The 23256-nt window shown below is 72.2% G+C and carries 22 protein-coding genes and 1 pseudogene; 10 read left to right on the forward strand and 13 right to left on the reverse strand.

Annotated features, from left to right (window positions below; translation table 11 throughout):
- Positions 1-395 precede the first annotated feature (395 nt).
- The gene (locus HA073_RS05830; protein WP_043326724.1) at positions 396-1655 is read left to right on the forward strand and encodes an amidohydrolase; all 1260 of its coding nucleotides are present in this window, start codon (positions 396-398) and stop codon (positions 1653-1655) included.
- Here the strand turns inward: HA073_RS05830 and HA073_RS05835 are convergent.
- Positions 1612-2613 carry a DUF4349 domain-containing protein gene (locus HA073_RS05835; protein ID WP_166455839.1) on the reverse strand — a complete coding sequence of 334 codons (1002 nt, stop codon included), beginning with the start codon at positions 2611-2613 and terminating at the stop codon, positions 1612-1614. The two genes, HA073_RS05830 and HA073_RS05835, sit on opposite strands and share 44 nt — an antisense overlap.
- 124 nt (positions 2614-2737) lie before the next feature.
- Here HA073_RS05835 and HA073_RS05840 point away from each other — a divergent pair, with 124 nt between their 5' ends.
- From HA073_RS05840 to HA073_RS05855, 4 genes are read left to right on the forward strand one after another with little or no spacing between them, the layout of a single operon-like run.
- The gene (locus HA073_RS05840; protein WP_043326720.1) at positions 2738-3367 is read left to right on the forward strand and encodes an MBL fold metallo-hydrolase; all 630 of its coding nucleotides are present in this window, start codon (positions 2738-2740) and stop codon (positions 3365-3367) included.
- A 2-nt stretch (positions 3368-3369) separates the two neighbouring features.
- Positions 3370-4296 (forward strand): hypothetical protein, encoded by a 927-nt coding sequence (locus HA073_RS05845; protein WP_166455840.1) that lies wholly within the window; start codon positions 3370-3372, stop codon positions 4294-4296.
- A 37-nt stretch (positions 4297-4333) separates the two neighbouring features.
- Complete coding sequence (locus tag HA073_RS05850; RefSeq protein ID WP_043326717.1) at positions 4334-5074, forward strand: hypothetical protein; 741 nt, start codon at positions 4334-4336, stop codon at positions 5072-5074.
- A gap of 42 nt (positions 5075-5116) precedes the next feature.
- Positions 5117-6079 carry a GNAT family N-acetyltransferase gene (locus tag HA073_RS05855; protein ID WP_166455841.1) on the forward strand — a complete coding sequence of 321 codons (963 nt, stop codon included), beginning with the start codon at positions 5117-5119 and terminating at the stop codon, positions 6077-6079.
- Between the two features lie 75 nt (positions 6080-6154).
- Here HA073_RS05855 and HA073_RS05860 read toward each other — a convergent pair whose 3' ends face one another.
- Complete coding sequence (locus tag HA073_RS05860) at positions 6155-6610, reverse strand: gamma-glutamylcyclotransferase (RefSeq protein ID WP_030501227.1); 456 nt, start codon at positions 6608-6610, stop codon at positions 6155-6157.
- Between the two features lie 106 nt (positions 6611-6716).
- Between HA073_RS05860 and HA073_RS05865 the strand changes: the two genes are divergently transcribed.
- The 3 genes from HA073_RS05865 to HA073_RS05875 all read left to right on the forward strand — a co-directional run bounded on the left by HA073_RS05865 (position 6717) and on the right by HA073_RS05875 (position 10243).
- Positions 6717-8120, forward strand: a complete 1404-nt coding sequence (locus HA073_RS05865; protein ID WP_043326713.1) for an NAD(P)H-quinone dehydrogenase — start codon at positions 6717-6719, stop codon at positions 8118-8120.
- A gap of 93 nt (positions 8121-8213) precedes the next feature.
- Positions 8214-9152 (forward strand): GDP-mannose 4,6-dehydratase, encoded by a 939-nt coding sequence (locus tag HA073_RS05870; RefSeq protein ID WP_166455842.1) that lies wholly within the window; start codon positions 8214-8216, stop codon positions 9150-9152.
- Positions 9149-10243 carry a DegT/DnrJ/EryC1/StrS aminotransferase family protein gene (locus tag HA073_RS05875; RefSeq protein WP_069087158.1) on the forward strand — a complete coding sequence of 365 codons (1095 nt, stop codon included), beginning with the start codon at positions 9149-9151 and terminating at the stop codon, positions 10241-10243. Before HA073_RS05870 ends, HA073_RS05875 begins: the two co-directional genes overlap by 4 nt.
- On the opposite strand, the gene HA073_RS05880 is transcribed toward HA073_RS05875, so the two are convergent.
- The 4 genes from HA073_RS05880 to HA073_RS05895 form a co-directional block, all read right to left on the reverse strand.
- Positions 10240-11085 (reverse strand): LLM class flavin-dependent oxidoreductase, encoded by an 846-nt coding sequence (locus tag HA073_RS05880; RefSeq protein ID WP_083296900.1) that lies wholly within the window; start codon positions 11083-11085, stop codon positions 10240-10242. The genes HA073_RS05875 and HA073_RS05880 overlap by 4 nt on opposite strands.
- 89 nt (positions 11086-11174) lie before the next feature.
- Complete coding sequence (locus HA073_RS05885) at positions 11175-11723, reverse strand: NUDIX hydrolase (RefSeq protein WP_199744086.1); 549 nt, start codon at positions 11721-11723, stop codon at positions 11175-11177.
- Positions 11720-13117: a hypothetical protein gene (locus HA073_RS05890; protein ID WP_069087156.1), complete on the reverse strand. Its 1398-nt coding sequence runs from the start codon at positions 13115-13117 to the stop codon at positions 11720-11722. Before HA073_RS05890 ends, HA073_RS05885 begins: the two co-directional genes overlap by 4 nt.
- Positions 13118-13158: 41 nt before the next feature.
- Complete coding sequence (locus tag HA073_RS05895; RefSeq protein ID WP_069087155.1) at positions 13159-14304, reverse strand: fructose-bisphosphatase class II; 1146 nt, start codon at positions 14302-14304, stop codon at positions 13159-13161.
- Positions 14305-14654: 350 nt separating this feature from the next.
- Between HA073_RS05895 and HA073_RS05900 the strand changes: the two are divergent.
- A pseudogene (locus tag HA073_RS05900) lies at positions 14655-14975 on the forward strand (NAD(P)H-quinone dehydrogenase); the annotation flags it as partial.
- A 17-nt stretch (positions 14976-14992) separates the two neighbouring features.
- Here the strand turns inward: HA073_RS05900 and HA073_RS05905 are convergent.
- From HA073_RS05905 to HA073_RS05915, 3 genes are all read right to left on the reverse strand, one after another.
- Positions 14993-15646: a DUF998 domain-containing protein gene (locus tag HA073_RS05905; protein WP_166455843.1), complete on the reverse strand. Its 654-nt coding sequence runs from the start codon at positions 15644-15646 to the stop codon at positions 14993-14995.
- Positions 15647-15742: 96 nt separating this feature from the next.
- On the reverse strand, positions 15743-16036 hold the full coding sequence (locus tag HA073_RS05910; protein WP_124778836.1) for a hypothetical protein: 294 nt from the start codon (positions 16034-16036) through the stop codon (positions 15743-15745).
- Complete coding sequence (locus tag HA073_RS05915; protein WP_166455844.1) at positions 15964-16587, reverse strand: DedA family protein; 624 nt, start codon at positions 16585-16587, stop codon at positions 15964-15966. The genes HA073_RS05910 and HA073_RS05915 overlap by 73 nt, the downstream gene beginning before the upstream one ends.
- Before the next feature lie 496 nt (positions 16588-17083).
- Here HA073_RS05915 and thrS point away from each other — a divergent pair, with 496 nt between their 5' ends.
- On the forward strand, positions 17084-18298 hold the full coding sequence (gene thrS, locus HA073_RS05920) for a threonine--tRNA ligase (protein ID WP_166455845.1): 1215 nt from the start codon (positions 17084-17086) through the stop codon (positions 18296-18298).
- Between the two features lie 70 nt (positions 18299-18368).
- Here thrS and HA073_RS05925 read toward each other — a convergent pair whose 3' ends face one another.
- The 4 genes from HA073_RS05925 to HA073_RS05940 form a co-directional block, all read right to left on the reverse strand.
- Positions 18369-20423, reverse strand: a complete 2055-nt coding sequence (locus HA073_RS05925; RefSeq protein ID WP_043326707.1) for an ABC transporter ATP-binding protein — start codon at positions 20421-20423, stop codon at positions 18369-18371.
- Positions 20420-22153: an ABC transporter ATP-binding protein gene (locus HA073_RS05930; RefSeq protein ID WP_030501234.1), complete on the reverse strand. Its 1734-nt coding sequence runs from the start codon at positions 22151-22153 to the stop codon at positions 20420-20422. The genes HA073_RS05925 and HA073_RS05930 overlap by 4 nt, the downstream gene beginning before the upstream one ends.
- Positions 22147-22668, reverse strand: a complete 522-nt coding sequence (locus HA073_RS05935) for a MarR family winged helix-turn-helix transcriptional regulator (RefSeq protein ID WP_043330646.1) — start codon at positions 22666-22668, stop codon at positions 22147-22149. Before HA073_RS05935 ends, HA073_RS05930 begins: the two co-directional genes overlap by 7 nt.
- Before the next feature lie 61 nt (positions 22669-22729).
- On the reverse strand, positions 22730-23245 hold the full coding sequence (locus tag HA073_RS05940; RefSeq protein WP_064447643.1) for a MarR family winged helix-turn-helix transcriptional regulator: 516 nt from the start codon (positions 23243-23245) through the stop codon (positions 22730-22732).
- Positions 23246-23256: the final 11 nt, after the last annotated feature.

Consider the following 23256-nt stretch of genomic DNA (forward strand, 5'->3'; position numbering starts at 1 on the left):
GGTAACCGGATCGGATGAACGGGACGGACAGCCTGTGCGGTCGACGGCCGGGCGGTCATGTCACCGTCGGGAGTCTTCCGGCAGCCGACAGTTGTCGCGCAATTGTCCGAGCGGCAGTTAATTGCCGCGACTAATGCGACAATTCGGAACAGCGGCCCGGATATTAGTGGCCGTTGAAACGGTTACGCGTTGTAGGAGGTGGGAGGCGGATGACGGGCTCCGACCGTGATCTACCTGCTGTCCCGCAGATATTCGAGCACTCTCACCAGGGCATTCGTGACGCTGCGCGGTCCGACCGCTACGCGAAAGATGTTGCGCAGCGTCACCGCCGGAGGTCTAGGCTGTCTGCTGTTCTGCCCGATGATCCATCCATCTCTAGTGATCGAGAATTCGACGTGACGAGTGCGTTGACGCTGCCTTCCGGCGGCCCGCTGGCGTCGTCCCGGCCCGAGGCGCCGACCGGTTCCCAGCCCCTGCCCTTCGAGCTCGACCATCTCCTCGCGCTGCGCGTGCCCGGCCTGATCGCGACCCGCCGGCACCTCCACTCCCACCCGGAACTGTCCGGCGAGGAGTTCGAGACCGCCGCCCTGGTGCACCGCGAGCTGTCCCTCGCCGGGCTGAAGCCGCGCCTGCTGCCGAAGGGCAACGGCGTCATCTGCGACATCGACGGACGCCCGGACGGCCCGGTGATCGCGCTGCGCGCCGACATCGACGCGCTCCCGCTGGACGACCCGAAGGACGTGCCGTACCGCTCGACGGTGGAGGGCGTCTGCCACGCCTGCGGCCACGACGTGCACACGTCGGTGATGCTCGGCGTCGGCATGCTGCTGGCCCAACTCGCCGACATCGGCCAGCTCGACGGCCGGGTACGGCTGATCTTCCAGCCGGCCGAGGAGATCCTGCCCTGCGGCTCGCTGGAGGTCATCGAGGCCGGCGGTCTGGAGGACGTGGTGCAGATCTTCGCGCTGCACTGCGACCCGAACCTGCCGGTGGGCAAGGTCGGCCTGCGGGTCGGCCCGATCACCGCCGCCGCCGACAACGTCACCGTCCGGCTCACCGGGCCGGGCGGACACACCGCCCGCCCGCACCTGACAGTCGACCTGGTGGACGCGCTCGGCCGGCTGGTGACCGAGGTCCCGACCCTGATCAGCCGCCGGGTGCCGGCCAACAGCGGGCTGCTGCTGGTGTTCGGCCACGCCTCGGCCGGCACCCGTTACAACGTCATCCCCTCCGAGGCGTGCGCGGCCGGCACGCTGCGGGTGATGGACCGCGACACCTGGGACGAGGCGCCCAAGATCGTGGCTCAGGTGGTGCGGGACGTGCTCGCGCCCACCGGCGCCACTGTCGATCTGGAATACCTGCGCGGCCGGCCGCCGGTGACGAACGACGCCGGCGCGATCGGCGTGCTCACCGCCGCCACCGCCGCCGCGCTCGGCCCCGACGGCATCGCCGAGACGCCGCAGAGCATGGGCGGCGAGGACTTCTCCTGGTACCTGGAGCACGTCCCCGGCGCGCTCGCCCGCCTCGGCGTGGGCCGCAGCGGGCCCAATGTGGACCTGCACCGGGCCTCGTTCGACGTGGACGAGCGCGCCATCGAGGCGGGCGTACGCCTCATGGTCCAGACCGCGCTGCGGGCACTGGCGGCGGCGCGCTGACCGGAGCGTCGGCCGGACCGGCCGGGCCCGGCGGCATCGGGCCCAGGCCCGGCTGCGGCATCGCGCCCGGGCCGGGCGGCGGCGTACGCCGGGCCCGCCGGCGCCGCCACAGGAGCAGCAACCACAGCGGTACGCCGATCACCACCGCGAAGGGCAGCACCGCCCCGAGCACGGTCAGCGCGATGCGGGCCGAGGCCCGGAACGCCGTCCACCCGCCGTCCAGCCCGCTGCGGAAGCCCAGATCCGCCTCCTCCTCGGCGGTGCTGGCGTCCTGCCCGAGCAACGTCACGGTGATGGTGGAGAGCGCGGTCAGGTCCGCCAGCCGGCGCTTGCGCGCCTCCAGCGCGGCCAGGTCCGCCTGACGGCTGCCCACCTGGTTCTCCAGCCGGACCAGCTCGTCCACCGAACTCGCCTGGGCGAGCAGCTTGCGGGCGCTCTCCACCCGCGCCCGCTGGGTGGCGATCCGGGCGTCCAGGTCGACCACCTGCTCGGTGACGTCCTCGGTGCGGATCTCCCGGCGCTCCTGGCGGCCGAGGCCGGCGAGCTGGTCGATCACACCGGCGAACTTGTCCGCCGGCACCCGCAGGGTCAGCACCGCCCGGGCCTCGGCGGAGCGGCTCGACCGCCGGTCGCCGCCGACGAACCCACCGGCCGCTGTCACCGCGGTGACCGCCTCCCGCGACGCGGCCTCCACATCGTCCACCCGGATCTGCATCGTCCCGGTGTAGATGATGGACCGCTGGTCGACCCGCAGGTCCGCGCCGCCGGTGCCGCCGGGAGCCGCCTGGTCGCGATCCGCGCCGCCCGCGGCGGGCTGCTCGCGCGCCGCGCCTCCGTCCATGGCCGGCGCGGCCGCGTCGCCGCCGCTGTCCTCGTCCGCGCCGCAGGCGCCCACGGCGAGCGCCGCGACCAGGCCCACCGCCACCAGGGCAAGGCCCCGGAACCGTCGTCCACCCATTCCCCGTACTCCGATCGTCGGCGGCCCCGCCCACCGGGACCGATACCTCGGACGTGGCGCGTGGTCGCGCCGGTTCCGGCAGACTGCGCTGAGGACATCACGATTCGGTATGCGAGGAGTCACGATGCACGTCACCAAGTACTCGCACTCCTGTCTCCGGCTGGAGCACGACGGGGCGGTGCTGGTCGTCGACCCGGGTGGCTTCAGCGAGCCGGAGGCGCTGGACGGGGCGGACGCGGTGCTCGTCACCCACGAACACCCGGACCATGTGGACGTAGCCGCGCTCACCCGGGCGCTGGAGCGGCGGCCGGTGCCGGTGCACGGCCCGGCCTCGCTCGCCGGGGTGCTCGGCGACGCCGCCGAGGCGCTCGTCACCGTCTCGCCGGGGCAGTCGCTCACCGTCGCCGGAGTGCCGGTGCGGACGTACGGCGGGCAGCACGCGGTCATCCACCCGGACATCCCGGTGATCCCGAACATCGGCTACCTGTTCGCCGACGTCCTCTACCACCCGGGCGACGCGCTGTTCGTCCCGGACGACGTGCAGGTGGACACGCTGTTCGCCCCGATCCACGCGCCCTGGTCGAAGTTCTCCGAGGTGGTCGACTTCATCCGCGCGGTCGCCCCGCGCCGGGCGTACGCGCTGCACGACGCGCTGCTCAACGGCAACGGCCTCGGCGTGCTGGACCGGCAGTACACCGCGTTGTCCAAGACCGACTACCGCCGTCTGGAGCCGGGCACCCGGATCGACGTCTGAGCATGGCCGAGGTGCCCGCGGAGGTGATCCGGCAGCTCTACGCCACGCCGCCGGACCGGTTCGTCGCGGCCCGGGACGCCGCCGTCGCGCAGGCGCGGCAGTCCGGCGACCCGCGTACCGCCCGCGAGATCGCCAAGCTGCGCCGGCCCACGGTGGCGGCCTGGCTGGTCAACCTGCTCGCCATCCGCCGGCCCGAGCTGGTCGCCGACCTGAGCCAGCTGGCCGAGTCGCTACGCGCCGCGCAACGCGACCTGCGCGGCGGCACGCTGCGGGAACTGTCCGCGCAGCGGCGCGCCGTCGTGGGCGCGCTGGTGGCGGAGGTACGCCGTCTCGCCGCCACCGAACCCGCCGCGCCACCGGCCGGGCGGCTGCCGCTGGGCGAGGTGGAGGCGACACTCAACGCCGCGCTGTCGGACACCGAGGTGGCCGAACAGGTACGCGCCGGACGCCTGCTGCGGGCCAGCCACTACGCCGGGTTCGGCGAGGTGCCCCGCCCCCAGCTGCGGCTCGTGACAGGGGGCGAGGAGGCGCCTGTCGTACCGGATCGGGCGGTTGAGCGGGCCGACGCGCGCCGGGCCCGCGACGAGCGGGCGGCGCGGGCCGAACGGGCCGGGCGGCGGCGGACCGCGACCCGGGAGCTGACCCGGGCCCGGACGGACCTGGACCGGGCCGAGAAGGAGCTGGCGGCGGCCGACGCGGCCGAGCGGGACGGCGCCGCGACGCTGGACCGGATCGAGACCGAACTGGCCGAGCTGGAGCGTCGCCGGGCCGTGGCCGAGCAGGAGCTGAGCCGGGCCCGGCTGGCCCGGCGGGGCGCGGAACGGGCGGTCACCGCGGCACGGCGCCGGGCCGGTGAGGTGGAGGCCGTGTTGGAGGCGCTCGACGCCGAAGAGGGGGATGCCGACACCGGTGACGACCGGGCAGACTGAGCGTGATGAATGGCTACGGTGGAGTGACGGGCGGCCGATGACTCCGGAACAGCTCGCCGCCGCCTGCAAACCGCTGGTGCTCGAACTCGGGGAGGCGTTCGCGCGCTGCCCGTCCACGCTGCGCCGGGCGCGGCTGCTGGGCATCTCCGGGTGGGCCTTCTACATCACCGGACGGGCCGGTGCGCTCGGTGACGTCCGCGCCGAGACGGTCGCCGCGGCGCTGGGCTTCATCGCCCCCGAGGCGGTCACCGACGGCTGGGACGCCGCCGCGCGCACCGTCCCGCCGCTGGAGGTGGCCGCCGCCAACCTGGCCGAGTGCTGCCGGTGGGGCACCGCCCGGCTCGGTGACGGCGCCGAGTCGTCCCGGCTCGCCGCGCTGCTGGGCCGGGCGGTCGAGGCGGCGGACGGCAGCGGCATGCCGCTGTTCGCCGCCTGGCGGGCCATGCCGGTGCCCGATCCGTCGCCGGGCGCCCGGGCGGCGGTCGGCATGCTGCTGCTGCGCGAGCACTTCGCCGGGGCGTACCTGCTGGCGGTACGCGCGGCCGGGCTGACCCCGCTGGAGGCGGTGCTGGCCGGGCCGGAGGGCGAGGCGGGCGCGGCGGCGTGCGGCTGGGCGCCCCCGTACCCGCCGGTCGGGCCGCTGGTGCGACGCCGACTGTGGGCCGAGGCGGTGACCGACCGGCTGGCGTCGGCGGCGTTCCGCGCGCTCAGCACCGCCGAGGGGGCGGAGCTGCTGGGTCTGCTCGCCGCCGCGCGGAAGCGCGCCCGGCGCGGATAAATGGGAGGCGGCCCCGCCGGTCCGGCTGCCAGGATCTGGCCCGTGACGCTCCCCGCCGGCTGGTCGGCCCGCCGCCCGACCCTCGACGACGTGCCCGCGATCCTGGCTGTGGTGCACGCCTCCGACACGTTCGCCGTGGGCTACCCCGACTTCGACGCCGAGGATGTGCGGTCCGCGCTGATCGCGCCGTTCGTCGACCCGGCGCGGGACTCCTGGCTGGTCACCGACCCGGACGGTACGGCGGTGGCCTGGTCGATCCTGGCCAACCCCAGCGGTGTCGGCCGGGAATGGGTGGACGTCCTGGTCGACCCCGACCGTGGCGCCGACCTGCGTGCGCCGCTGCTGGCGCGGCTGCTGGAGCGGGTCGCCGAACGTGCCGCCGAGCGCGGCCTGCCCGCGCTCACCGCCCGCGCCGGCGTGTACGCGCCGGAGACCCGCTGGGCCGGTGAGCTGGCCGAGGCCGGGTTCACCCGGATCAAGCGCTACATCCGGATGAGCCGCTCGCTGGCCGACCTGCCCGCCGAGCCGGCGCCCCCGCCCGGGGTGACGGTGCGGCCGCTGCGCGCCGACGACGAGAGCGACCTGCGGCTGTTCCACCGGATCTACGACACCGCGTTCCGGGACACGCCCGACCACGACCCGCTCGACTTCGAGCAGTGGCGGGACCTGCTGCCCTCGTACGGGAAGGTCTGGGACGAGTGGTTCCTGGCCGAGGTCGACGGCGAGCCGGCCGGCGCGCTCCAGTCCTCCGACCAGGCGCTCGACCAGGACCGGGGGTGGGTGCGGACGCTGTCGGTGCTGCCCGCGTACCGGCGGCGCGGGGTGGGTGCGGCGCTGCTGCGCCGGGCCTTCGCGGTCTACGCGGCGAAGGGCCGCGAAGGGGCCGGGCTCGGCGTCGACCTGGCCAACCCGACCGCACCGGTCACGCTCTACCGCTCCGTCGGGCTGGTGGAGGAGCGTTGGGTCGACATGTACGAGCGGAGCGTGCCCGCCTCGCGGGTGTGACCCGGCACCCCTCGTACCGGGGTCGCCGAGCGCGGGTGCGGCCGCACGGCGCACACTGTGGGTGTGGGAGACGCGCTACGCGGACGCGGTGCCGGTGGGGCGGGACCGCAGCTCGGTGACGTAGTCGTCCGGCGCGCCCGCCTTCTCCGCGGCGTTCGCCAGCTCCGACAGGTACCACGCGGTGGGCAGACCGCCCTCGTAACCGTCGAACACGTAGACCCACGCGGTCACGTCGCCGTCGAGCGTCGACACGCGCACGGTCAGCCTGCGGTACGTCTCGGCGGTCACGCCCTCGATCTCGTCGAGCTGCGCGGCGTCGTACGGGTGGATGTCGTAGAGCGCCACGAAGACCCGGTCACCCGGGGACTCGACAACGGTGCTGACCGAGCCCTCCCATCCGATGACGTCCTCGCCGGCGAAGGTGAGCCGCCACCCCTCCAGCCAGCCGGTACCCACCATCGGCGAATGCGGGCAGTAGGCGCGCATGCGGGCCGGGTCCAGGTTTGAGCCGTAAGCAGCGTAGAGACGCACGGCGACGACGATAGCCCGGCTGGCGGGTGGGGGAGAATACGACAGTGCGTGTCGAACCCGACGGGGAGAAGAAAGTCACTGTGAGCACAGACGAGGGGCTAATGCTGTGAGCCAGATCGTGATCATCGGCGGCGGGCCGGCCGGGTACGAGGCGGCCCTGGTCGCCGCGCAGTTGGACGCCGAGGTCACAGTGGTCGAGGCGGAGGGGGCCGGCGGCGCCTGCGTGCTCTCCGACTGCGTGCCCTCCAAGACGTTCATCGCCAGCTCGGAGGTGGTCACCGGCTACCGGGACACCGAGGAGTTCGGCGTGCACTCCGACGGCCTGGAGGCGGTCACCGTCGACGCCCGGGCGGTGCACGAGCGGGTCAAGCGGCTCGCGCTGGCCCAGTCCGCCGACATCCACACCAAGCTGGTCAAGGCCGGCGTCGAGTTCGTGGCCGGCACCGCCCGGCTGGGCGAGGACACGCTCGGCCACACCCACCGCGTGATCGTCACCCCGGCCGGCGGCGGCGAGGAGTACTCCATCGCCGCGTCGACGGTGCTCGTCGCGACCGGCGCGACCCCGCGCCAGTTGCCCACCGCCGTACCGGACGGCGAGCGCATCCTGACCTGGCGTCAGGTGTACGACCTGCCCGACCTGCCCGAGCACCTGATCGTGGTCGGCTCCGGCGTGACCGGCGCCGAGTTCGCCAGCGCGTACCTGGCCATGGGCGTCAAGGTCACGCTGGTCTCCAGCCGGGACCGGGTCATGCCGCACGAGGACGCCGACGCCGCGATGGCGATCGAGCGGGTGTTCCGCAACCGGGGCATGAGCATCCTGAACAACTCCCGCGCCGAGGCGGTCCGCCGCGTCGGCGACGGGGTGGAGGTGGTGCTCTCCGACGGCCGCCAGGTCACCGGCTCGCACGCGCTGATCGCCGTCGGCTCGATCCCGAACACCGCCGACCTGGGCCTGGCCGAGTACGGCGTGGAGCTGGCCCGGGGCGGTTACGTGACTGTCGACCGGGTGTCCCGTACCAACGTGCCGGGCATCTACGCGGCCGGCGACTGCACCGGCGTGCTGCCGCTCGCGAGCGTCGCGGCCATGCAGGGCCGGATCGCCATGTGGCACGCGCTGGGCGAGGCGGTCCGGCCGCTGCGGCTGCGTACCGTCGCGGCGAACGTCTTCACCGACCCGGAGCTGGCCACCGTCGGCGTCTCCCAGGACGAGGTGGACGCCGGCAAGACCCCGGCCCGCCAGGTGATGCTGCCGCTGTCCGGCAACGCGCGGGCGAAGATGGACGACCTGGCCGACGGCTTCGTCAAGCTGTTCTGCCGGCCCGCGAGCGGCCAGGTGATCGGCGGCGTGGTGGTGGCGCCGAAGGCCAGCGAGCTGATCCTGCCGATCACGATGGCGGTGGAGAACAACCTCACCGTCAACGAGCTGGCCCACACCATCACCATCTACCCGAGCCTGTCCGGCTCCATCACCGAGGCCGCCCGCCAGCTCATGCTCCACGAGCTGGAGTGACCCGGCGAGCGGCGGCCGGCTTCGAATGCGCCGGTGGCTGCGTGCCGTCGATGTCCGTAGGATGCGGCCAGGGCGAGCGGCGGAGCGTGTCGGATGCGGGTCCTGATCACCGGGGCTGCCGGATTCATCGGCACCCACCTGCGACGGCACCTGACCCGGTCCGGCGCGACGGTCATCGCCGTGGACCTAGCCGACTGTGACATCCGGGACCACGACGGGATGCGCGACGTCGTCGCCGGCGCCAGCCCGGATGCCGTCTACCATCTCGCCGCCCTGGCCAGCGTGAGCGAGTCGTGGACGCGCCCCTTCGACGCCTGGTCGGTCAACGTCCTCGGCACCGTCTCCGTGCTCGATGCCGTGCGGACCGCCGCTCCGGGCGCCCGGGTGCTGCTGATGAGCACCGCGAGCGTCCATGACGGCGGCGACGTGGCCGACCCGATCACCGAGGAGCAACCGGTAGCGCCGTTCTCGCCCTACGGCAGCAGCAAGGCCGCGGCGGAGGCCGCCGGTCGGCAGTACTTCTCCGCCTTCGGCACGCACGTGATGTTCGCCCGTGCCACCAACGTGATCGGGCCGGGTCAGGCGGCCACCTACGTGGTGCCGGCCCTCTGCCGGCGCATCCTGCACGCCCAGTCGGCGAATCTTTCGCAGATCAATGTGGGTAACGTGGAATCCGAACGGGACTTCGTCGACGTGCGGGACGCCGTCCGGGCACTGGCCGCGATCATGGAAGGCGGCCGCCCAGATCGCGTGTACAACGTCTGCACCGGGGTCGGCACAAGGATCGGCGACGTGGCGCGTCGCTTGTGCGAACTGGCCGGCGCCCGGCTGGACGTACGGGTGGAACCGGCGCTCGACCGGCGATCCGACACCCGGCGGCTGGTGGGTGACCCCACCCGGACCGGCAGGGAAATCGGGTGGCGCTGGGAGACCCCGCTGTCCCGCACGCTCGCGGACGTGCTGGCCGCCGCTCAGGAGCCGGTCGTGCCCGGTCCCCGCAGCGGCCACTGCTCGACGGAGGCCGGAAGATGACACCGAGGATCCCGCTCTCGCGCCCCGCCCTGGGTCCCCTGGAACGCAGGTACGTCGAGGACGCTCTGGCCTCCGGGTGGATCTCCGGGACCGGTCCCTACCTGGAGCGGTTCGAGGCTGCCATCGCTGAACGGGTCCGACGCTCGCACGTCGTGGCAGTGTCCAGCGGCACCACCGCCCTGGAGTTGACGCTGGCCGCCCTTGGGATCGGGCCGGGCAACGAGGTCATCGTCCCGGCCCTCACCTTCGTCGCCCCCGCAGCCGCGGTGCTGACGGTCGGCGCGGTTCCAGTCCTGTGCGACGTGTCCCCGGTCGACTGGACCATCGATCCGGTGAGGGCTGGGGACCTCGTCACGTCCCGCACCCGTGCCATGATCGCCGTGAACACCCTCGGCCATCCCTGTGACCATCGGGCACTCGCCAGGCTAGGCATTCCCGTGATCGAGGATGCCGCCCAGTCTCACGGCGCCGCGGTCGGCGCCTCGCCGGCCGGCAGCTTCGGCCGGGTGTCCGTCTTCAGCTTCCACGCCAACAAGGCGGTCACGTCAGGCGAGGGCGGATGCGTGGCGACCGACGACGGGGACCTGGCCGCCCGGATACGACTGCTCGCGAACCACGCGATGAGCCCGGACCGGCCGTACGTCCACCACCTCGTCGGCCGCAATGGCCGGATGACGAACCTGACGGCCGCGCTCGGGCTGGCGCAGGCGCAACGGTGGGACGAACTGGTCGACGCGCGACGTCGGATCGGTGACCGGTACGTCGACCAGGCGAGAGAACTCGGGCTCGGTAGTCGTCCGACGCGCCGGGGCGTGACGCCGTCCTGCTGGCTCCACACTGTGGTGACGGCACCGGAGACCCGGAACCGCATGATCCGGTTGGGCCGCGACGCCGGGATCGACGTCCGCGCCATCTGGCCGGCCCTGCCGAGCCTGGATCTGTACTCAGGTCGAACGCCCCGGCCCTGTCCGGTCGCGGTCGGGGCCTCCGCATCGGCCGCCTGGCTGCCGACGTCGGCCGACCTGACTGACGTCGAGATCGAGACGGTGGTGGAACGGGTGCTGAGGCCGGTTGCCGGCGCGAGCGCCTAGCGACCGAGCGCTTCGAGCACGCGGCGCACCTGGGTCAGGGGATCGGCGCCGATCGGACGGAGCACCACCGTGTCGGCGCCCGCATCCCAGAGCGAGGTGACGCGCTTCGCCGCCGTTCCCGGATCGCCCGCCGCGATCATGGCGGGATCGGGCGCGACCCGGTGCAGCTCGGCGAACTTGGCGATGACGGGTCCGCCCACCTTCTCGACATGTCGCTTGTCGGAATGGATCAGCAGGTGCTGGTAGACCACGACCTCGTGGGGCCCGGCGCCGCCCGCCCTGAGGTACGCGAGATCGCGTCCGAGGACGTCCGGTGTGCATCCCTCGGCCAGGACCGTGCCGTCCGCGATGCGGCCGGAGAGCGCGAGCGTCCGGGGTCCCACGGCGCCGACGTACAGCGCGGGCGGTACCGGAGGCACGTGTTCCAACCGCGCGTCGTCGAGGTGGACGGACTCGCGTCGGAGCGTGACCCGGTCCCCCGCGAGCAGACGACGGACGGCCGCGAGCGTCGCTTCGAGGAGGGCAAGCTGCGATCCGCCACGGGGCGCGACCCGTCGCAGCCGGGCCGGTGAGCCGTGCCCGAGCCCGGCGATCAACCGTCCCGGGTGCAACTCGGCCAGCGCGGCGAGTTCCATGGCGTGGAGTACCGGGTTGCGCAGGGGCACCGGGCAGACGCCCATGCCGATCCGCAGCCGGGAGCTGTTGGCTAGCGCGGTCGCGGTGAGGGCCACCGAACCCGCCCATCCGATGTCCTCGACGATCCAGCAGTCGTCGACCGGCATCCTGTCGAGGGCACGGACGAACTCGGGCAGCGCGGTGGGTCGGTGCGAGCGGTCGAACATGACGCCGATCGATCGCCCCCGCAGTGGCGTGTGCCTGGGCGGCATAGGTCCTCCTGACACCACCGGTGAGGTGCTAACCTGCTGAAACGCTATAACATGGCAAGTGCGTCGAGCCCCAGGTAGCCAATGTCCACATCCACGAAGTCACCGGTCCGGAGCAGGCGCCGGAAGGCCGTCGGGCTGACCACCAGCACCTCGATGAATTCCTCCGGGTCTGGACGTGGCGCCCGAGCCACGATGCAGTCGCGGGCCACTCCACAGTATTTCCTGGCTGTGGCGTACGAATCGCCGTAGCATTGGCCGACGATCTCCATCACCCCCGCGAAGCCGGTCTCCTCCAACAGTTCCCGCTCGGCGGCGACGGCAGGGCTCTCTCCGTCCTTTAGGTAGCCACCGGCCAGTTCGTACACGAACCGTCCGGGACCGGGACGGAACTGGCGCGTCAGGATCACCTCCTGCGCCGGGGTCAGTGCCAGCACGCCGACGTTGTCGCGCTCGGCTCGGAGCGTGAAGGTGTCCTCCCGCCCGGAGGGCAGGCGGAAGTCGACCTCGACCACCGCACGACCGAACCGCTCGTAGACGGTGCGCCTGCCGAGTTCCTGCCAGGCGACGGGCGCCAAGCCCTGCCGGGGGTTCAACCGCTCGCCGTCCGTCGGAGCACCCGCCAGAGCAGGACCAGAGGTAGCACGATGAGGGTGGCCGAGATGCCGAGTCGTACCCATGTCCCGGCGTCGGCCCAGTCCGCGATTTGCTCCACGAAACCGGGCACCTGCACGACGGCGAGGACCACCGCGAGCATCGCGATTAGGGCGTCCCTTCGGGAGCGTTCGGTCTCCTCGTGTACGCGGTACAGGCTCATCGCCAACGCGCTATACCGGTCAATGTGGCGCAGCAGTGCACTCGTGGCGCGACTGCCCGAACGGTAGGTCGTGATCTGCTCGTCCAGCGCCCGGTTGCGAGCCTCGACGAATTGATCGCGGAAGGTGACGATCCGGTCGAGCAGCCGAGAGTGCCGCACGTGGAGGCGCGTCATCTCCGCCTGCTCGACCACGGTGATCTGACGACGGGCGATCAGGTCCACCACCGCTTCCCGGTATCGCTGGCTGAGATCCTCGGCGATCGCGGTGCGCAGCATGCTGATGGACCAAACGAAGATCGATGAGGAGTCGTATCCGTAGTTGGTCAGGCGGAAGTCGGACCGGTCCCGGAGCCAGGCGGGAAGGTGGGCCATCTCCAGACAGCAGTCGGCGTTGACGAAGACCATGTGGTCGTCAAAGAAGCCGGACCCCGACCGCACCGTGCTGTAGATCTGCTGCCGGCTCCGTCGCCGCCACAGCCCGTCTTCCTTGAAGTGGTCCGAACTGTAGGAGAGGATCGCCGAGATCTCCCACGAGTACTCCGCGGACTCCTTGCTTCCCTCGTACAGCTTCGCGGTGTCCCGCCCTGTCGTTCCGTCGAGGTTCCAAATCTGGATGCCGAACGATCCGGTGACGGGCCAGGTCCGCTCGATCTCGTCCACCCGCAGGCCCAGCCTGCGCGCCAGGGCTGCGGCGGCCTGCTCTCCGACAGAACGCGCTATGGCCGGCTCGGCGAGGAGACCGAGGAACCGCAGCAGGCCGTCCACGGTCAACGGGGCAGTCAGTTCGATGCCCGCGCGGTCCGGTCGGCGTACCGAGAGGAAGAACGGGATCGCCGATACAACGTACTCCTCGCCGAGCCACAGCACGGACTGCTGGAGCCGGGCGGCGTGGTTGCTGTGCACGATGCGGGTCAGGGCTGCCGGCACCGGACCGGCGTCGACGAACGCCGAGTACTCAAGTCCGGAGCCGGGCCGGACCTTGCTCGCGTACGACCGGTCGTCGTCGATCGAGGCGAGGGTGCCGAGTTCGAACGCCTCCGCCAGGCGGGTCGGGGAGGCCAGCCGGTGGGCGTGATAGCTAACCACGCTGCAACCGCTGATGAGCAGGCGGTCGGTGACGGGTGGGGCGGGCACGTCGTCGAGGGACGAGAGGATGACGCTGCCGTTTTCCACGCTACCTGCCTTCCTGATGGTCGGCGCGGACGAGAGCTGGATCAGCCGTAAAACACCTCGAGGCGGGTCACCTGCCCGCCCGGTTCGAACAGCAGCCCCTGGGTGCGACGCCGAGTGCGTGGATCCGGCCCGGCGAGCCCGAGCATCGGTTCGTCGGTGACCGCGAAGACCACGGCGGCTCGGCCACCGCCCGGCCGGACGACGTCCGTGTTGGTGTACTGGCGGTCGGTATGCCAGCCGTACCGCGCGAACTCCCGCTCCTCGTCCGGTGAAAAGTCGAAGATCGGATCGAGCGTCACCGAGGTCGGCCGGGACCGAGGCCCGTCGATCGATGCGGCTCGGAACGCGAAGCCGTGGTCGGGTGCGACGAGGTCGAGCAGGAGCGCCGCGAAGGCCAGCTCGGACAGGCCGATGCTGCCGATCATCGTGTCGATGCGCGGCTCGGCCAGCCCTGCGAGGCTTACCAGATATGGCGGCTCGATTGTCACGAGGGGCGGCACGATCACGGTGCCGGCGCGGGAACGGAGCAGCTCCACCAGCGTCTGGTGCAGCGGCTTCCCGGAGAGGGAATGGGTGAAGACGGTGAGTTCCGGGACCGGCTTTCCGAGCGAACGGGCGAGCTGTCCGAGCACCGCCTCCGCGTGCTTCTCCGGAGGCGACATGATGTCGATGCGACCGAGCAGGGAGGCCGGTGCGAGCACGAGGTACGCCGACAGGTCGGGCACCGGGCGAAGATCGATGCCGAGTCCGCCCAGCGCCAGGGCTCCCGGCTCGCCGGTCGCCGCCAACGTCGTGCCGTCCACGTAGTCGAAGATGCCGTCGAGGACGGGCACTCCGGCCGCCCCGCGCCCCAGCACCTGCCCGCTGTGCGCGCCAGGGCTGCTGTCGCGCTGTCCCTCTCCGCCTGTGACCCTGATCCGCGCGGGGGACCGCTGGAAGACGGCCTCGGCCGCCTCTGTCGCGGCCCCGTCGACCAGTGTCTTCGTCTCGGGCAGCGGCGCCCGGTCGGTGTCGACGCCGGCCGCCGCGAGCGCGGCCGCCGACATCGCCGCGATCAGGGTCGCCCGCTCGGGGGTCGGCAACGGCGCCCCGTCCGTCGCCTCTCGAACCCGGCTGACGCTTACCGCTACGACCCGGTCGTCGAGGGCCCGCATCGCCCGCTCCAGTTCCTCACGCGGTTCCGCCATCAGCGTCCTCGTTTCGTCATGGTCGTGCGAAGGTGAGCCCGTCCCGCGCGACGGCCGGCGGAGGGCGGACACAACGTCCACAGTGACATGCCGGCTCGACGCCGGCGACAGGACGGTCGGCTTTCGGCGCCCCGCGCCCGACGCGCGCGACGGCGGAAGCCGGACCGGCGCCGCTCAGTCAGCCGTGACGCGCGCCTCGGCCTCGGCGGCGGAATATCGGGCGTCGGTCCAGGTGATCGCCCAGCCTGCCGCCGCGAACCCGCTCGCGGCCACGCCGCCGATCAGCAGCAGCCGCCACGCCGACTGGTTGAGCGCCGTGCCGCCCAGTTGGCCGACGAGCGGGCCAGCCGATCGGCGTGTCTCAGGACGAGGTGGACGCCGGCAAGACCCCGGCCCGCCAGGTGATGCTGCCGCTGTCCGGCAACGCGCGGGCGAAGATGGACGACCTGGCCGACGGCTTCGTCAAGCTGTTCTGCCGGCCCGCGAGCGGCCAGGTGATCGGCGGCGTGGTGGTGGCGCCGAAGGCCAGCGAGCTGATCCTGCCGATCACGATGGCGGTGGAGAACAACCTCACCGTCAACGAGCTGGCCCACACCATCACCATCTACCCGAGCCTGTCCGGCTCCATCACCGAGGCCGCCCGCCAGCTCATGCTCCACGAGCTGGAGTAGCCCCCTTCTTTCGTCGATCATGGAGTTGCGGCCCCCGACCCGACCGGTATGCCCGGTCTGTGCGGGGTCACAACTGCATGATCGACGACTTTGGTCAGGGTGAGGTGCAGGGCCAGGGTGGTGATGACTGCCGTCTCCGTGAGGATGAGCGCGCGCTCGATCAGGCCCAGCAGGGCCCGGTCGCCGGGGTAGGCGGACCAGATCATCGCGCCCGCCAGCAGCAGGCTGGCCACGGTCAGGCCGCGCAGCCAGGCCGCGGCTCCGGCTGGTGGATGGCGGGCCAGCAGCCAGCCGGCCACCGGTAGGGCCAGGAACGACAGCACCGAGGCGTACCGGTGCACGTACGCGGCGGTGTCCATCGGCGTACCCGGCTCGTTAGTGGGCACCACCGCCGCGGCCAGCAACCCGGCCGACCAGGCGGTGAGCAGCGCGAGCGGCACCCGGCCCGCACCGGCCCGGCGCAGCGCCGGCAGCAGCACCACGCTGGCCGCCGCGAGCACCGCCATCGCGGTGTCGATGACGCCGCCCCGATCGGAGACGGCGAAGTCGCTGACGGTCAGCGACCAGGGATCCAGATCGTCGCTCACCCCGACGTGACCCATCACCGCGAGCACCGCCGCCAGGACGATCCCGCCGAGGGCCAACAGGCCGCTGCTCCGCGTTCCAGGCATACGGTCAGCCTGTCGCCGGAACCGCCCCAGACGGATCCGGGACCACCACCCACTTCGCTACCCGGGTCGTCCCCTACCGGACCCCCGAGAACGGCGTCAGGTCCCGTCGGGTGAAGGCGCATCGTCTGCCGGGTCTCCCGTCGACTGCGCGCCGTTGATCGAGGCCAGCATCTGTTCTCTGAGCTGCCCGCGCCGGGTCACGCGCTCGGCGTCATCCCATGAGGGATCGATTCGCCGAGCCCTGGCCTTGACGTCGTGCCACGCCGCCGTGTCGCTCATGGCCTGTTCTTCCTTCACGTCGATCAGGTGCTCGGGGGTCAGCTGCCGGTCGAGTCGGCGGTGGCCTCGGCGCGGGTCTGCCGGGCGCTGCTGATCCAGGTCATCGCCCACCCGGCCAGCGCGAACCCGGCCGCCGCCACCCCACCGATCAGCAGCAGCCGCCACGCCGAGTGGGTCAGCGCCGTACCGCCCAGATGGCCGACGAGCGCCCCGTAACTGGACCAGGCGAGCGCCGCCGCCGCCTCGTAGGGCAGGAAGAGGCGGTACGGGTAGCGGCTGCGGCCGGCCGAGAAGCAGGCCGCCATCCGGCCGCCGGGCACGAACCGGCAGAGCAGGATCACCAGCGGCCCCGGCTCGCGCAGCCCGCGGGTGACCCGGGTGACGGCGCGGCGTGCCCGTCCGCGTGGCGTGGCCCGTGCCGGCCGGCGGGTCGGCGTGGTGCGGCCGATCAGGTAGCAGGTCAGGTCGCCGATGAAGACGCCGGCCGCGCCGACAGTGATGGTGACCGGCAGGCTGAGCCCGCCGTAGACGGTCAGCGCCCCACTGGTGATCATGACGAGCTGGGTCGGCACCACCGGGACGAAGGCGTCGGCGATCAGCAGGGTCAGCAGCAGCGCGTACGCCCACATGGGCGACGCGACGTCAGAGATGAGCTCGGCCACGACCGCCACCTCGCCGGAGTTCTCCGTTCGACCGGATCGAGGGTGACGCCATGTCCGGCGTCACCACCACCGGCCCCACCTGGCGGTGACCAGCGACACCGACGGGCCGTAGGTGTGGAACGAGCCGACCCGGCCGGAAGTGACGGATGGGCGGGGCCGCGGAGCGGGGCGGCGGATCGACGGATCGCGGCGTACCGTTGGCGGGACGCGGCACCGGAGCCGTCGGGTCCCCCGTTCCCGATGTCCGGGCCGCCGCGGGTCGCCGGCAGGTCCCGTGTCGGCGACCCGCACCCTCTCTCCGAAATCCAGGTGCGCCGGTGCCGTCCGCGCGTCTACGGTCGGGGCATGCGCAGCGCGGTAGTGACCACGACGCCGGGTGTTCCCGGCGCGCCGCACTGACGTTTCCGTCGACGAGGCCCCGGGGCGATCCGCTCCGGGGCTTCGCGGCGTTCCGGTCCTGCTCGCCTCCGGGTCGTACCCGATCAAGGAGAGCGACATGATCGACCACCGCAGGCTCGGCCGGGACCTGGAGCTGTTCGTCTCCGACCCGCTCGCGGGCGCCGGGCTGCCGATCTGGCTGCCGGACGGCGCCGCCGCCCGGCACGCCGTCGAAGAGTACGTGCGGGAGCTGGAGCGGCGGGCCGGCTACCGGCACGTCTACTCGCCGCCGCTGGGCAAACGGGAGCTGTTCGAGCTGTCCGGGCACCTCGGCTACTTCGCCGACGACATGTTCCCGCCGATGCGGCTGAGCGCCGACGACGAGTTCGTGCTGCGTCCGGCGCTGTGCCCGCATCACGCGCTGGTGTTCCGCGCCCGTGGGCGCTCCTACCGGGAGCTGCCGCTGCGGATCGCCGAGCTGGGCGGTATGTACCGGGCGGAGCGTTCCGGGGTGCTCGGCGGGCTGTCCCGGGTGCGCGCCATCTCGCTCAACGACGCGCACACCTTCTGCGCGCTGGACCAGGTCGGGGACGAGGTCCGCGAGGTCCTGCGGCTGATCGGCGAGGCGCACGCCGCGCTCGGCGTCCGCCCCGCCGGGTTGCGGCTGTCGTTGCGCGGGCCGGGCCAGCGGTACGTGGGCGACGACGCGAGCTGGGCGCGGGCCGAGGACCTGCTCCGCGCGGCGCTCGACGGGGTGGACGTCGTGGAGGCGCCGGGCGAGGCCGCGTTCTACGGCCCGAAGATCGACATTCAGATCGTGGACGCGGCCGGCCGGGAGTCGACCATCTCCACCGTCCAGCTCGACTTCGACAAGCCGGAGCGGTTCGACCTGTCGTACACCGACTCGGACGGCCGCCGGAAACGGCCGGTGATGGTGCACCGCAGCCTGGTCGGCAGCATGGAGCGGCTGTTCGCGTACCTGATCGAGGTGCACGAGGGCGCGTTCCCGGCCTGGTACGCCCCGGTGCAGTTGCTGCTGCTCCCGCTCGACGCGGCGCAGGCCGACGCGGCCGCCGGGCTGGCCCACCGGGCCGAGGCGGCCGGGCTGCGGGCCGAGGTGGACCATGCCGGCTCGCTCGGCGCCCGCATCCGCGACGCGGCCCGCAGGCGCATCCCGTACACCGGGGTGGTCGGCCCCCGGGAGGCGGCCGACGGGTCGCTCTCGCTGCGTCTGCGCGACGGCCGGGTGCTCGACCCGATGCCCGCCGCGCAGGCGCTGGGCCTGATCGGCGCGGTGGTCGCGAGCCGGTCGGCGGCGCTGCTCCCGGTCTGACCCCGGCCCGTCCGGGTGCCGGTGAGGCACCCGGACGGGGACCGGTGTCGGACCTGTGGCCGGGTCCACGTCAGTTCCCGACCGGCGTGCCGGCGCCGGCACGCATTCCGTTCGGCGGGCCGGCCGGTGCCGGCGCCGGAACCTCGTCGGTGATCACCGCGCCGGTGAACTGCGCCCGGTAGAGCCGGGCGTACGCGCCACCGGCGGCGACGAGCTGCTCGTGGGTGCCCTGCTCCACGATCCGGCCCTGCTCCATCATCAGGATCAGGTCGGCGTCGCGGATGGTGGAGAGCCGGTGCGCGATGACGAAGCTCGTCCGGTCCGAGCGCAGCGCCGCCATGGCGCGCTGGAGCAGCACCTCGGTGCGGGTGTCCACCGAGCTTGTCGCCTCGTCCAGGATCAGCAGCGACGGCTCGGCCAGGAACGCGCGGGCGATGGTGATGAGCTGCTTCTCGCCGGCGCTGACGTTGCTGCCCTCCTCGTCGATCACGGTGTCGTAGCCGTCCGGCAGGCTGCGGACGAACCGGTCCACGAACGTGGCCCGCGCGGCGGCGAGGATCTCCTCCTCGGTGGCGTCCGGGCGGCCGTAGGCGATGTTGTCCCGGATGGTGCCGCCGAACAGCCAGGTGTCCTGCAGCACCATGCCGATCCGGCCGCGCAGGTCGTCGCGGCGCATCGTGGAGATGTCCACCCCGTCCAGCGTGATCCGGCCGGCGTCCAGCTCGTAGAACCGCATGACCAGGTTGACCAGCGTGGTCTTGCCCGCGCCGGTGGGACCGACGATGGCGACCGTGTGGCCCGGCTCGGCGACCAGGGACAGGTCGTCGATGAGCGGCTTCTCCGGGTCGTACCGGAAGGAGACGTGCTCGAACTCGACCCGCCCGTGCGGGTCGGCGATCCGGGCCGGCTCGGCCGGGTCGGGGCTCTGCTCGTCGGCGTCGAGCACGGCGAAGACCCGCTCGGCCGAGGCCACGCCGGACTGCAGCAGGTTGGCCATCGAGGCGACCTGGGTGAGTGGCTGGGTGAACTGCCGCGAGTACTGGATGAACGCCTGCACGTCACCGAGGCTCATCGAGCCCGACGCCACCCGCAGCCCGCCGACCACCGCGATCGCGACGTAGCTGAGGTTCCCGATGAAGAACATCGCCGGCATGATGATGCCGGAGACGAACTGCGCGCCGAAGCTGGCCCGGAACAACTCCTCGTTCTTGGCGTGGAAGGCGGCCTCGACCTCCTTCTGCCGGCCGAAGACCTTGACCAGCTCGTGCCCGGTGTACGCCTCCTCGATCTGGCCGTTCAGCTCGCCGGTGTGCTTCCACTGCGCGATGAACTTGCCCTGGGACCGCTTCGCGATCTGGCCGGTGACCACCACCGACAGCGGCACCGCGACCAGCGCGACCAGCGCCAGCAACGGCGAGATCCAGAACATCATTCCGAGTACGCCGACGACTGTGAGCAGCGACGTGAGCAACTGGCTGAGCGTCTGCTGCAGCGTCTGCGACACGTTGTCGATGTCGTTCGTGACCCGGCTCAGCAGCTCACCCCGGGGCTGCTTGTCGAAGTACGGCAGCGGCAGCCGGTTGAGCTTGTCCTCCACGTCGGCGCGCAGCTTGAGCACGGTGCGCTGCACCACCCCGTTGAGCACCCAGCCCTGCGCCCACTGCAGGATGCTCGCGCCGATGTAGAGCACCACCGCGAACGCCAGCACCCGGCCCAGCGCGTCGAAGTCGATGCCGGCGCCGGGGATGACGTCCATCCGGGCCAGCATGTCGGCGAAGTTGCCGTTGCCCTCGGCGCGGGCCGCCTCCGCCGCCGCCTCGGTGGTGGTGCCGGGTGGGAGCTGCCGCCCGATCACCCCGCTGAAGATGATGTCGGTGGCGTGGCCGAGCACCTTCGGTCCGACGACGCTGAGCCCGACGCTGCCCAGGGCCAGCGCGAGCACGCCGGTGAGCTGGAGCCGGTACGGCCGCAGCCGCCCCAGCAGGCGGCGCGCCGACGGCCCGAAGTTCATCGCCTTCTCGGCCGGCATGCCCATGTTCATGTGCGGCGGTCCACCGGCGGGCCGGCGTCCGGCCGGAGGCAGCCGCTTCGGTTCGTTCTTCTGCTGCGGTACCGGCGCACTCACGCGGCCACCTCCGCCGTCTGCTGCGACGCCACGATCTCGGCGTACGTGGGGCAGCTCTCCAGCAGTTCCTCATGTCGTCCCATCCCGACGACACCCCCGTCCTCGAGCACGATGATCTGGTCGGCGTCGACGATCGTGGAGACCCGCTGGGCCACGATCACCACCGCCGCGTCCGCGGTGACCGGCTTGAGGGCGGCCCGCAGCCGGGCGTCCGTGCCGAGGTCGAGCGCGGAGAAGGAGTCGTCGAAGAGATAGATCTCCGGTTTGCGTACGAGCGCGCGGGCGATCGCCAGCCGTTGCCGCTGGCCACCGGAGACGTTCGTGCCGCCCTGCGCGATCGGCGCGTCCAGTCCGCCCGCCATCTCGGCGACGAAGTCACGCGCCTGGGCGATCTCCAGCGCGGCCCACAGGTCCGCGTCGGTGGCGTCCGGGTTGCCGTACCGCAGGTTGCTGGCGACGGTGCCGCTGAACAGGTACGGCCGCTGGGGTACCAGCCCGATCCGCCGCCACAGCTCCTCCGGGGCGAGTTCCCGGACGTCCACGCCGTCGACCAGGACGGCGCCGGCGGTCGGGTCGACGAGCCGGGGGATCAGGGTCAGCAGCGTCGTCTTGCCGGCGCCGGTGGAGCCGATGATCGCGGTGGTCCGGCCCGGTTCGGCGCGGAACGAGATGTCGTGCAGCACCGGCGCGCTCGCGCCCGGGTACTGGAATCCGGCGCCGCGCAGTTCCAGCTCGCCGTGGCCGGTGACCTCGGTGACCGGGTCGGGCGCCGGCACCACCGACGAGTCGGTGTCCAGCACCTCCTCGATGCGTTCGGCGCAGACCGCGGCCCGGGGCACCATCATCAGCATGAAGGTGGCCATCATGACCGCCATCAGGATCTGCATCAGGTACTGCAGGAACGCGGTCAGCGCGCCGACCTGGATCTGGCCGGAGTCGACGCGCGCCGCGCCGAACCAGAGCACCGCGACGCTGGAGACGTTCAGGACCAGCATCACGATCGGGAAGATCAGCGCCTGGAGCCGTCCGATCCGCAGCGCGGTGGCGGTCAGGTCGGTGTTCGCCGCCCGGAACCGGTCGGTCTCGTACGGCTCCCGGACGAAGGCCCGGACCACCCGGATGCCGGTGATCTGCTCGCGCATCACCCGGTTGACGGTGTCGATCCGGGTCTGCATGAGCCGGAAGCCCGGCACCATCCGGCGGATGATCAGGCCCAGCGCGACGGCGAGCACCGGTACGCAGACCAGCATCAGCCAGGAGAGCCCGACGTCCTCGCGCAGCGCCATCACCACGCCGCCGACGCTCATGATCGGCGCGGCGACCAGCATGGTGCAGCTCAGCAGCACCAGCATCTGCACCTGCTGGACGTCGTTGGTGTTGCGGGTGATCAGGGACGGCGCGCCGAACCGGGCCACCTCGCGGGCGGAGAAGCTGTTCACCCGCCGGAAGATGGCGCCCCGCACGTCGCGGCCGAAGCCCATCGCGGTCTTCGCCCCGAAGTAGACGGCGGCGATCGAGCAGGCGATCTGGAGCAGGCTGACCAGCAGCATCCAGCCGCCCGTACGCAGGATCTGGTCGGTGTCGCCGACGGCGACGCCGCGGTCGATGATGTCGGCGTTGAGGCTGGGCAGGTAGAGCGAGGCGATGGTGCCGACGAACTGGAACGCCACCACGGCGACCAGCCATCGTCGGTACGGGCGTAGATGTGTGCGGAGCAGGCGGATCAACACGGATGGCTCCCCGTTGGCGGCTCGGTGTCGGACTCGCTGTCCCGGTTCAACCGACGGAGGTCTCCGTCGGACATGCCGGTGATGATTTCGATCAGGAACTCGCGGATGACCGCCCGCTTGTCCGGGTCGGCGTCGACGGACGTCAGTGGCCGGTCGCTGTGGATCATGTCGATGATGGTGCGGGCGTGCTCGCCGCCCTTGTCGGTGAGGGCGAGCCGGACGGTGCGGCGGTCCTCGGGCGCGCGGCGCCTGGTGACGAAGCCGTCGCGTTCGAGGGTGTCCACGATGCCGGTGAGCGTGGCGGGCCGGACGAAGCACAGCTCGGCCATTTCCCGGTGGCTCACGTCGCCGGATCGGAGGAGGATCATCAGGACCCGCATGCCGGCGGACGTGAGCCCGTGGTGTTCGGCGAGGTAACGCCCCCAGTGCTGCTCGACGACGTGGCCGGCGATGGAGACCAGCCGGCCGAGTGGCGCGTGGTGCAGGGCGTCGGGGAAGCGGACGAGCGGGCCCATGTTCACGAGCGTCAGATTAGCTCCCGAACCATCAGGGCCCAAACTATTTCTGAGAATCTCCTCAGCCGCGGTCGGCGCGGGCGCGCGGAGGCTCGTCCGGGGCGGTGGCGACGTACTCGCGCATCACCTCGGTGACCTCGCGCAGGAACGCTGTGGTGGCCTCGGCCTGCTCGGGGGTGAGCCGGGAGACCGCCCGGTCGACGCCGACGAGCATCGGGCGCAGCGCCTCCAGCACCTCACCCACGCCGCTCTCGGTCACCTGGAGGCTGAGCCGACGCCGGTCGTGCGGGTGCGGGGCCCGGGCGACGTGACCGGCCTGCACCAGCCGGTCCACGAGCGTGGTCGCCGAGGCGGACCGGATGCCGAGCCGGTTGCCCAGTTCGACCGGGCCCAGTGGCTCCGGGCTGGAGATCAGGTGATGGATCGCGGCGGCGTCGGTCGAGTTGAGGCCCAGGCGGCGGGCCAGCGCGGCCCGGGTGTCACCGGCGATCCGCAGCACCTCGCGCAGCGCCCGGGAGGTCTCGCTGCTCGGCGGCGGACCCGGTGCGGGCTCCCCGGTTGACGGCACCCCCTCCATGGGATAAAGCT

The organism is Micromonospora sp. CMU55-4 (assembly GCF_011602315.1).
Classification (GTDB): Bacteria; Actinomycetota; Actinomycetes; order Mycobacteriales; family Micromonosporaceae; genus Micromonospora; species Micromonospora chalcea.

Excerpts from the sequence above, each read along its gene's own strand:
- HA073_RS05870 (WP_166455842.1), top strand. The coding sequence starts at position 8,214 with ATGCGGGTCCTGATCACCGGGGCTGCCGGATTCATCGGCACCCACCTG.
- HA073_RS05940 (WP_064447643.1), bottom strand. The coding sequence starts at position 23,245 with ATGGAGGGGGTGCCGTCAACCGGGGAGCCCGCACCGGGTCCGCCGCCG.
- thrS (WP_166455845.1), top strand. The coding sequence starts at position 17,084 with ATGATCGACCACCGCAGGCTCGGCCGGGACCTGGAGCTGTTCGTCTCC.
- HA073_RS05845 (WP_166455840.1), top strand. The coding sequence starts at position 3,370 with ATGGCCGAGGTGCCCGCGGAGGTGATCCGGCAGCTCTACGCCACGCCG.
- HA073_RS05935 (WP_043330646.1), bottom strand. The coding sequence starts at position 22,668 with ATGGGCCCGCTCGTCCGCTTCCCCGACGCCCTGCACCACGCGCCACTC.
- HA073_RS05880 (WP_083296900.1), bottom strand. The coding sequence starts at position 11,085 with ATGTTCGACCGCTCGCACCGACCCACCGCGCTGCCCGAGTTCGTCCGT.
- HA073_RS05840 (WP_043326720.1), top strand. The coding sequence starts at position 2,738 with ATGCACGTCACCAAGTACTCGCACTCCTGTCTCCGGCTGGAGCACGAC.
- HA073_RS05835 (WP_166455839.1), bottom strand. The coding sequence starts at position 2,613 with ATGGGTGGACGACGGTTCCGGGGCCTTGCCCTGGTGGCGGTGGGCCTG.
- HA073_RS05895 (WP_069087155.1), bottom strand. The coding sequence starts at position 14,304 with ATGGCGGAACCGCGTGAGGAACTGGAGCGGGCGATGCGGGCCCTCGAC.
- HA073_RS05905 (WP_166455843.1), bottom strand. The coding sequence starts at position 15,646 with ATGCCTGGAACGCGGAGCAGCGGCCTGTTGGCCCTCGGCGGGATCGTC.
- HA073_RS05875 (WP_069087158.1), top strand. The coding sequence starts at position 9,149 with ATGACACCGAGGATCCCGCTCTCGCGCCCCGCCCTGGGTCCCCTGGAA.
- HA073_RS05850 (WP_043326717.1), top strand. The coding sequence starts at position 4,334 with ATGACTCCGGAACAGCTCGCCGCCGCCTGCAAACCGCTGGTGCTCGAA.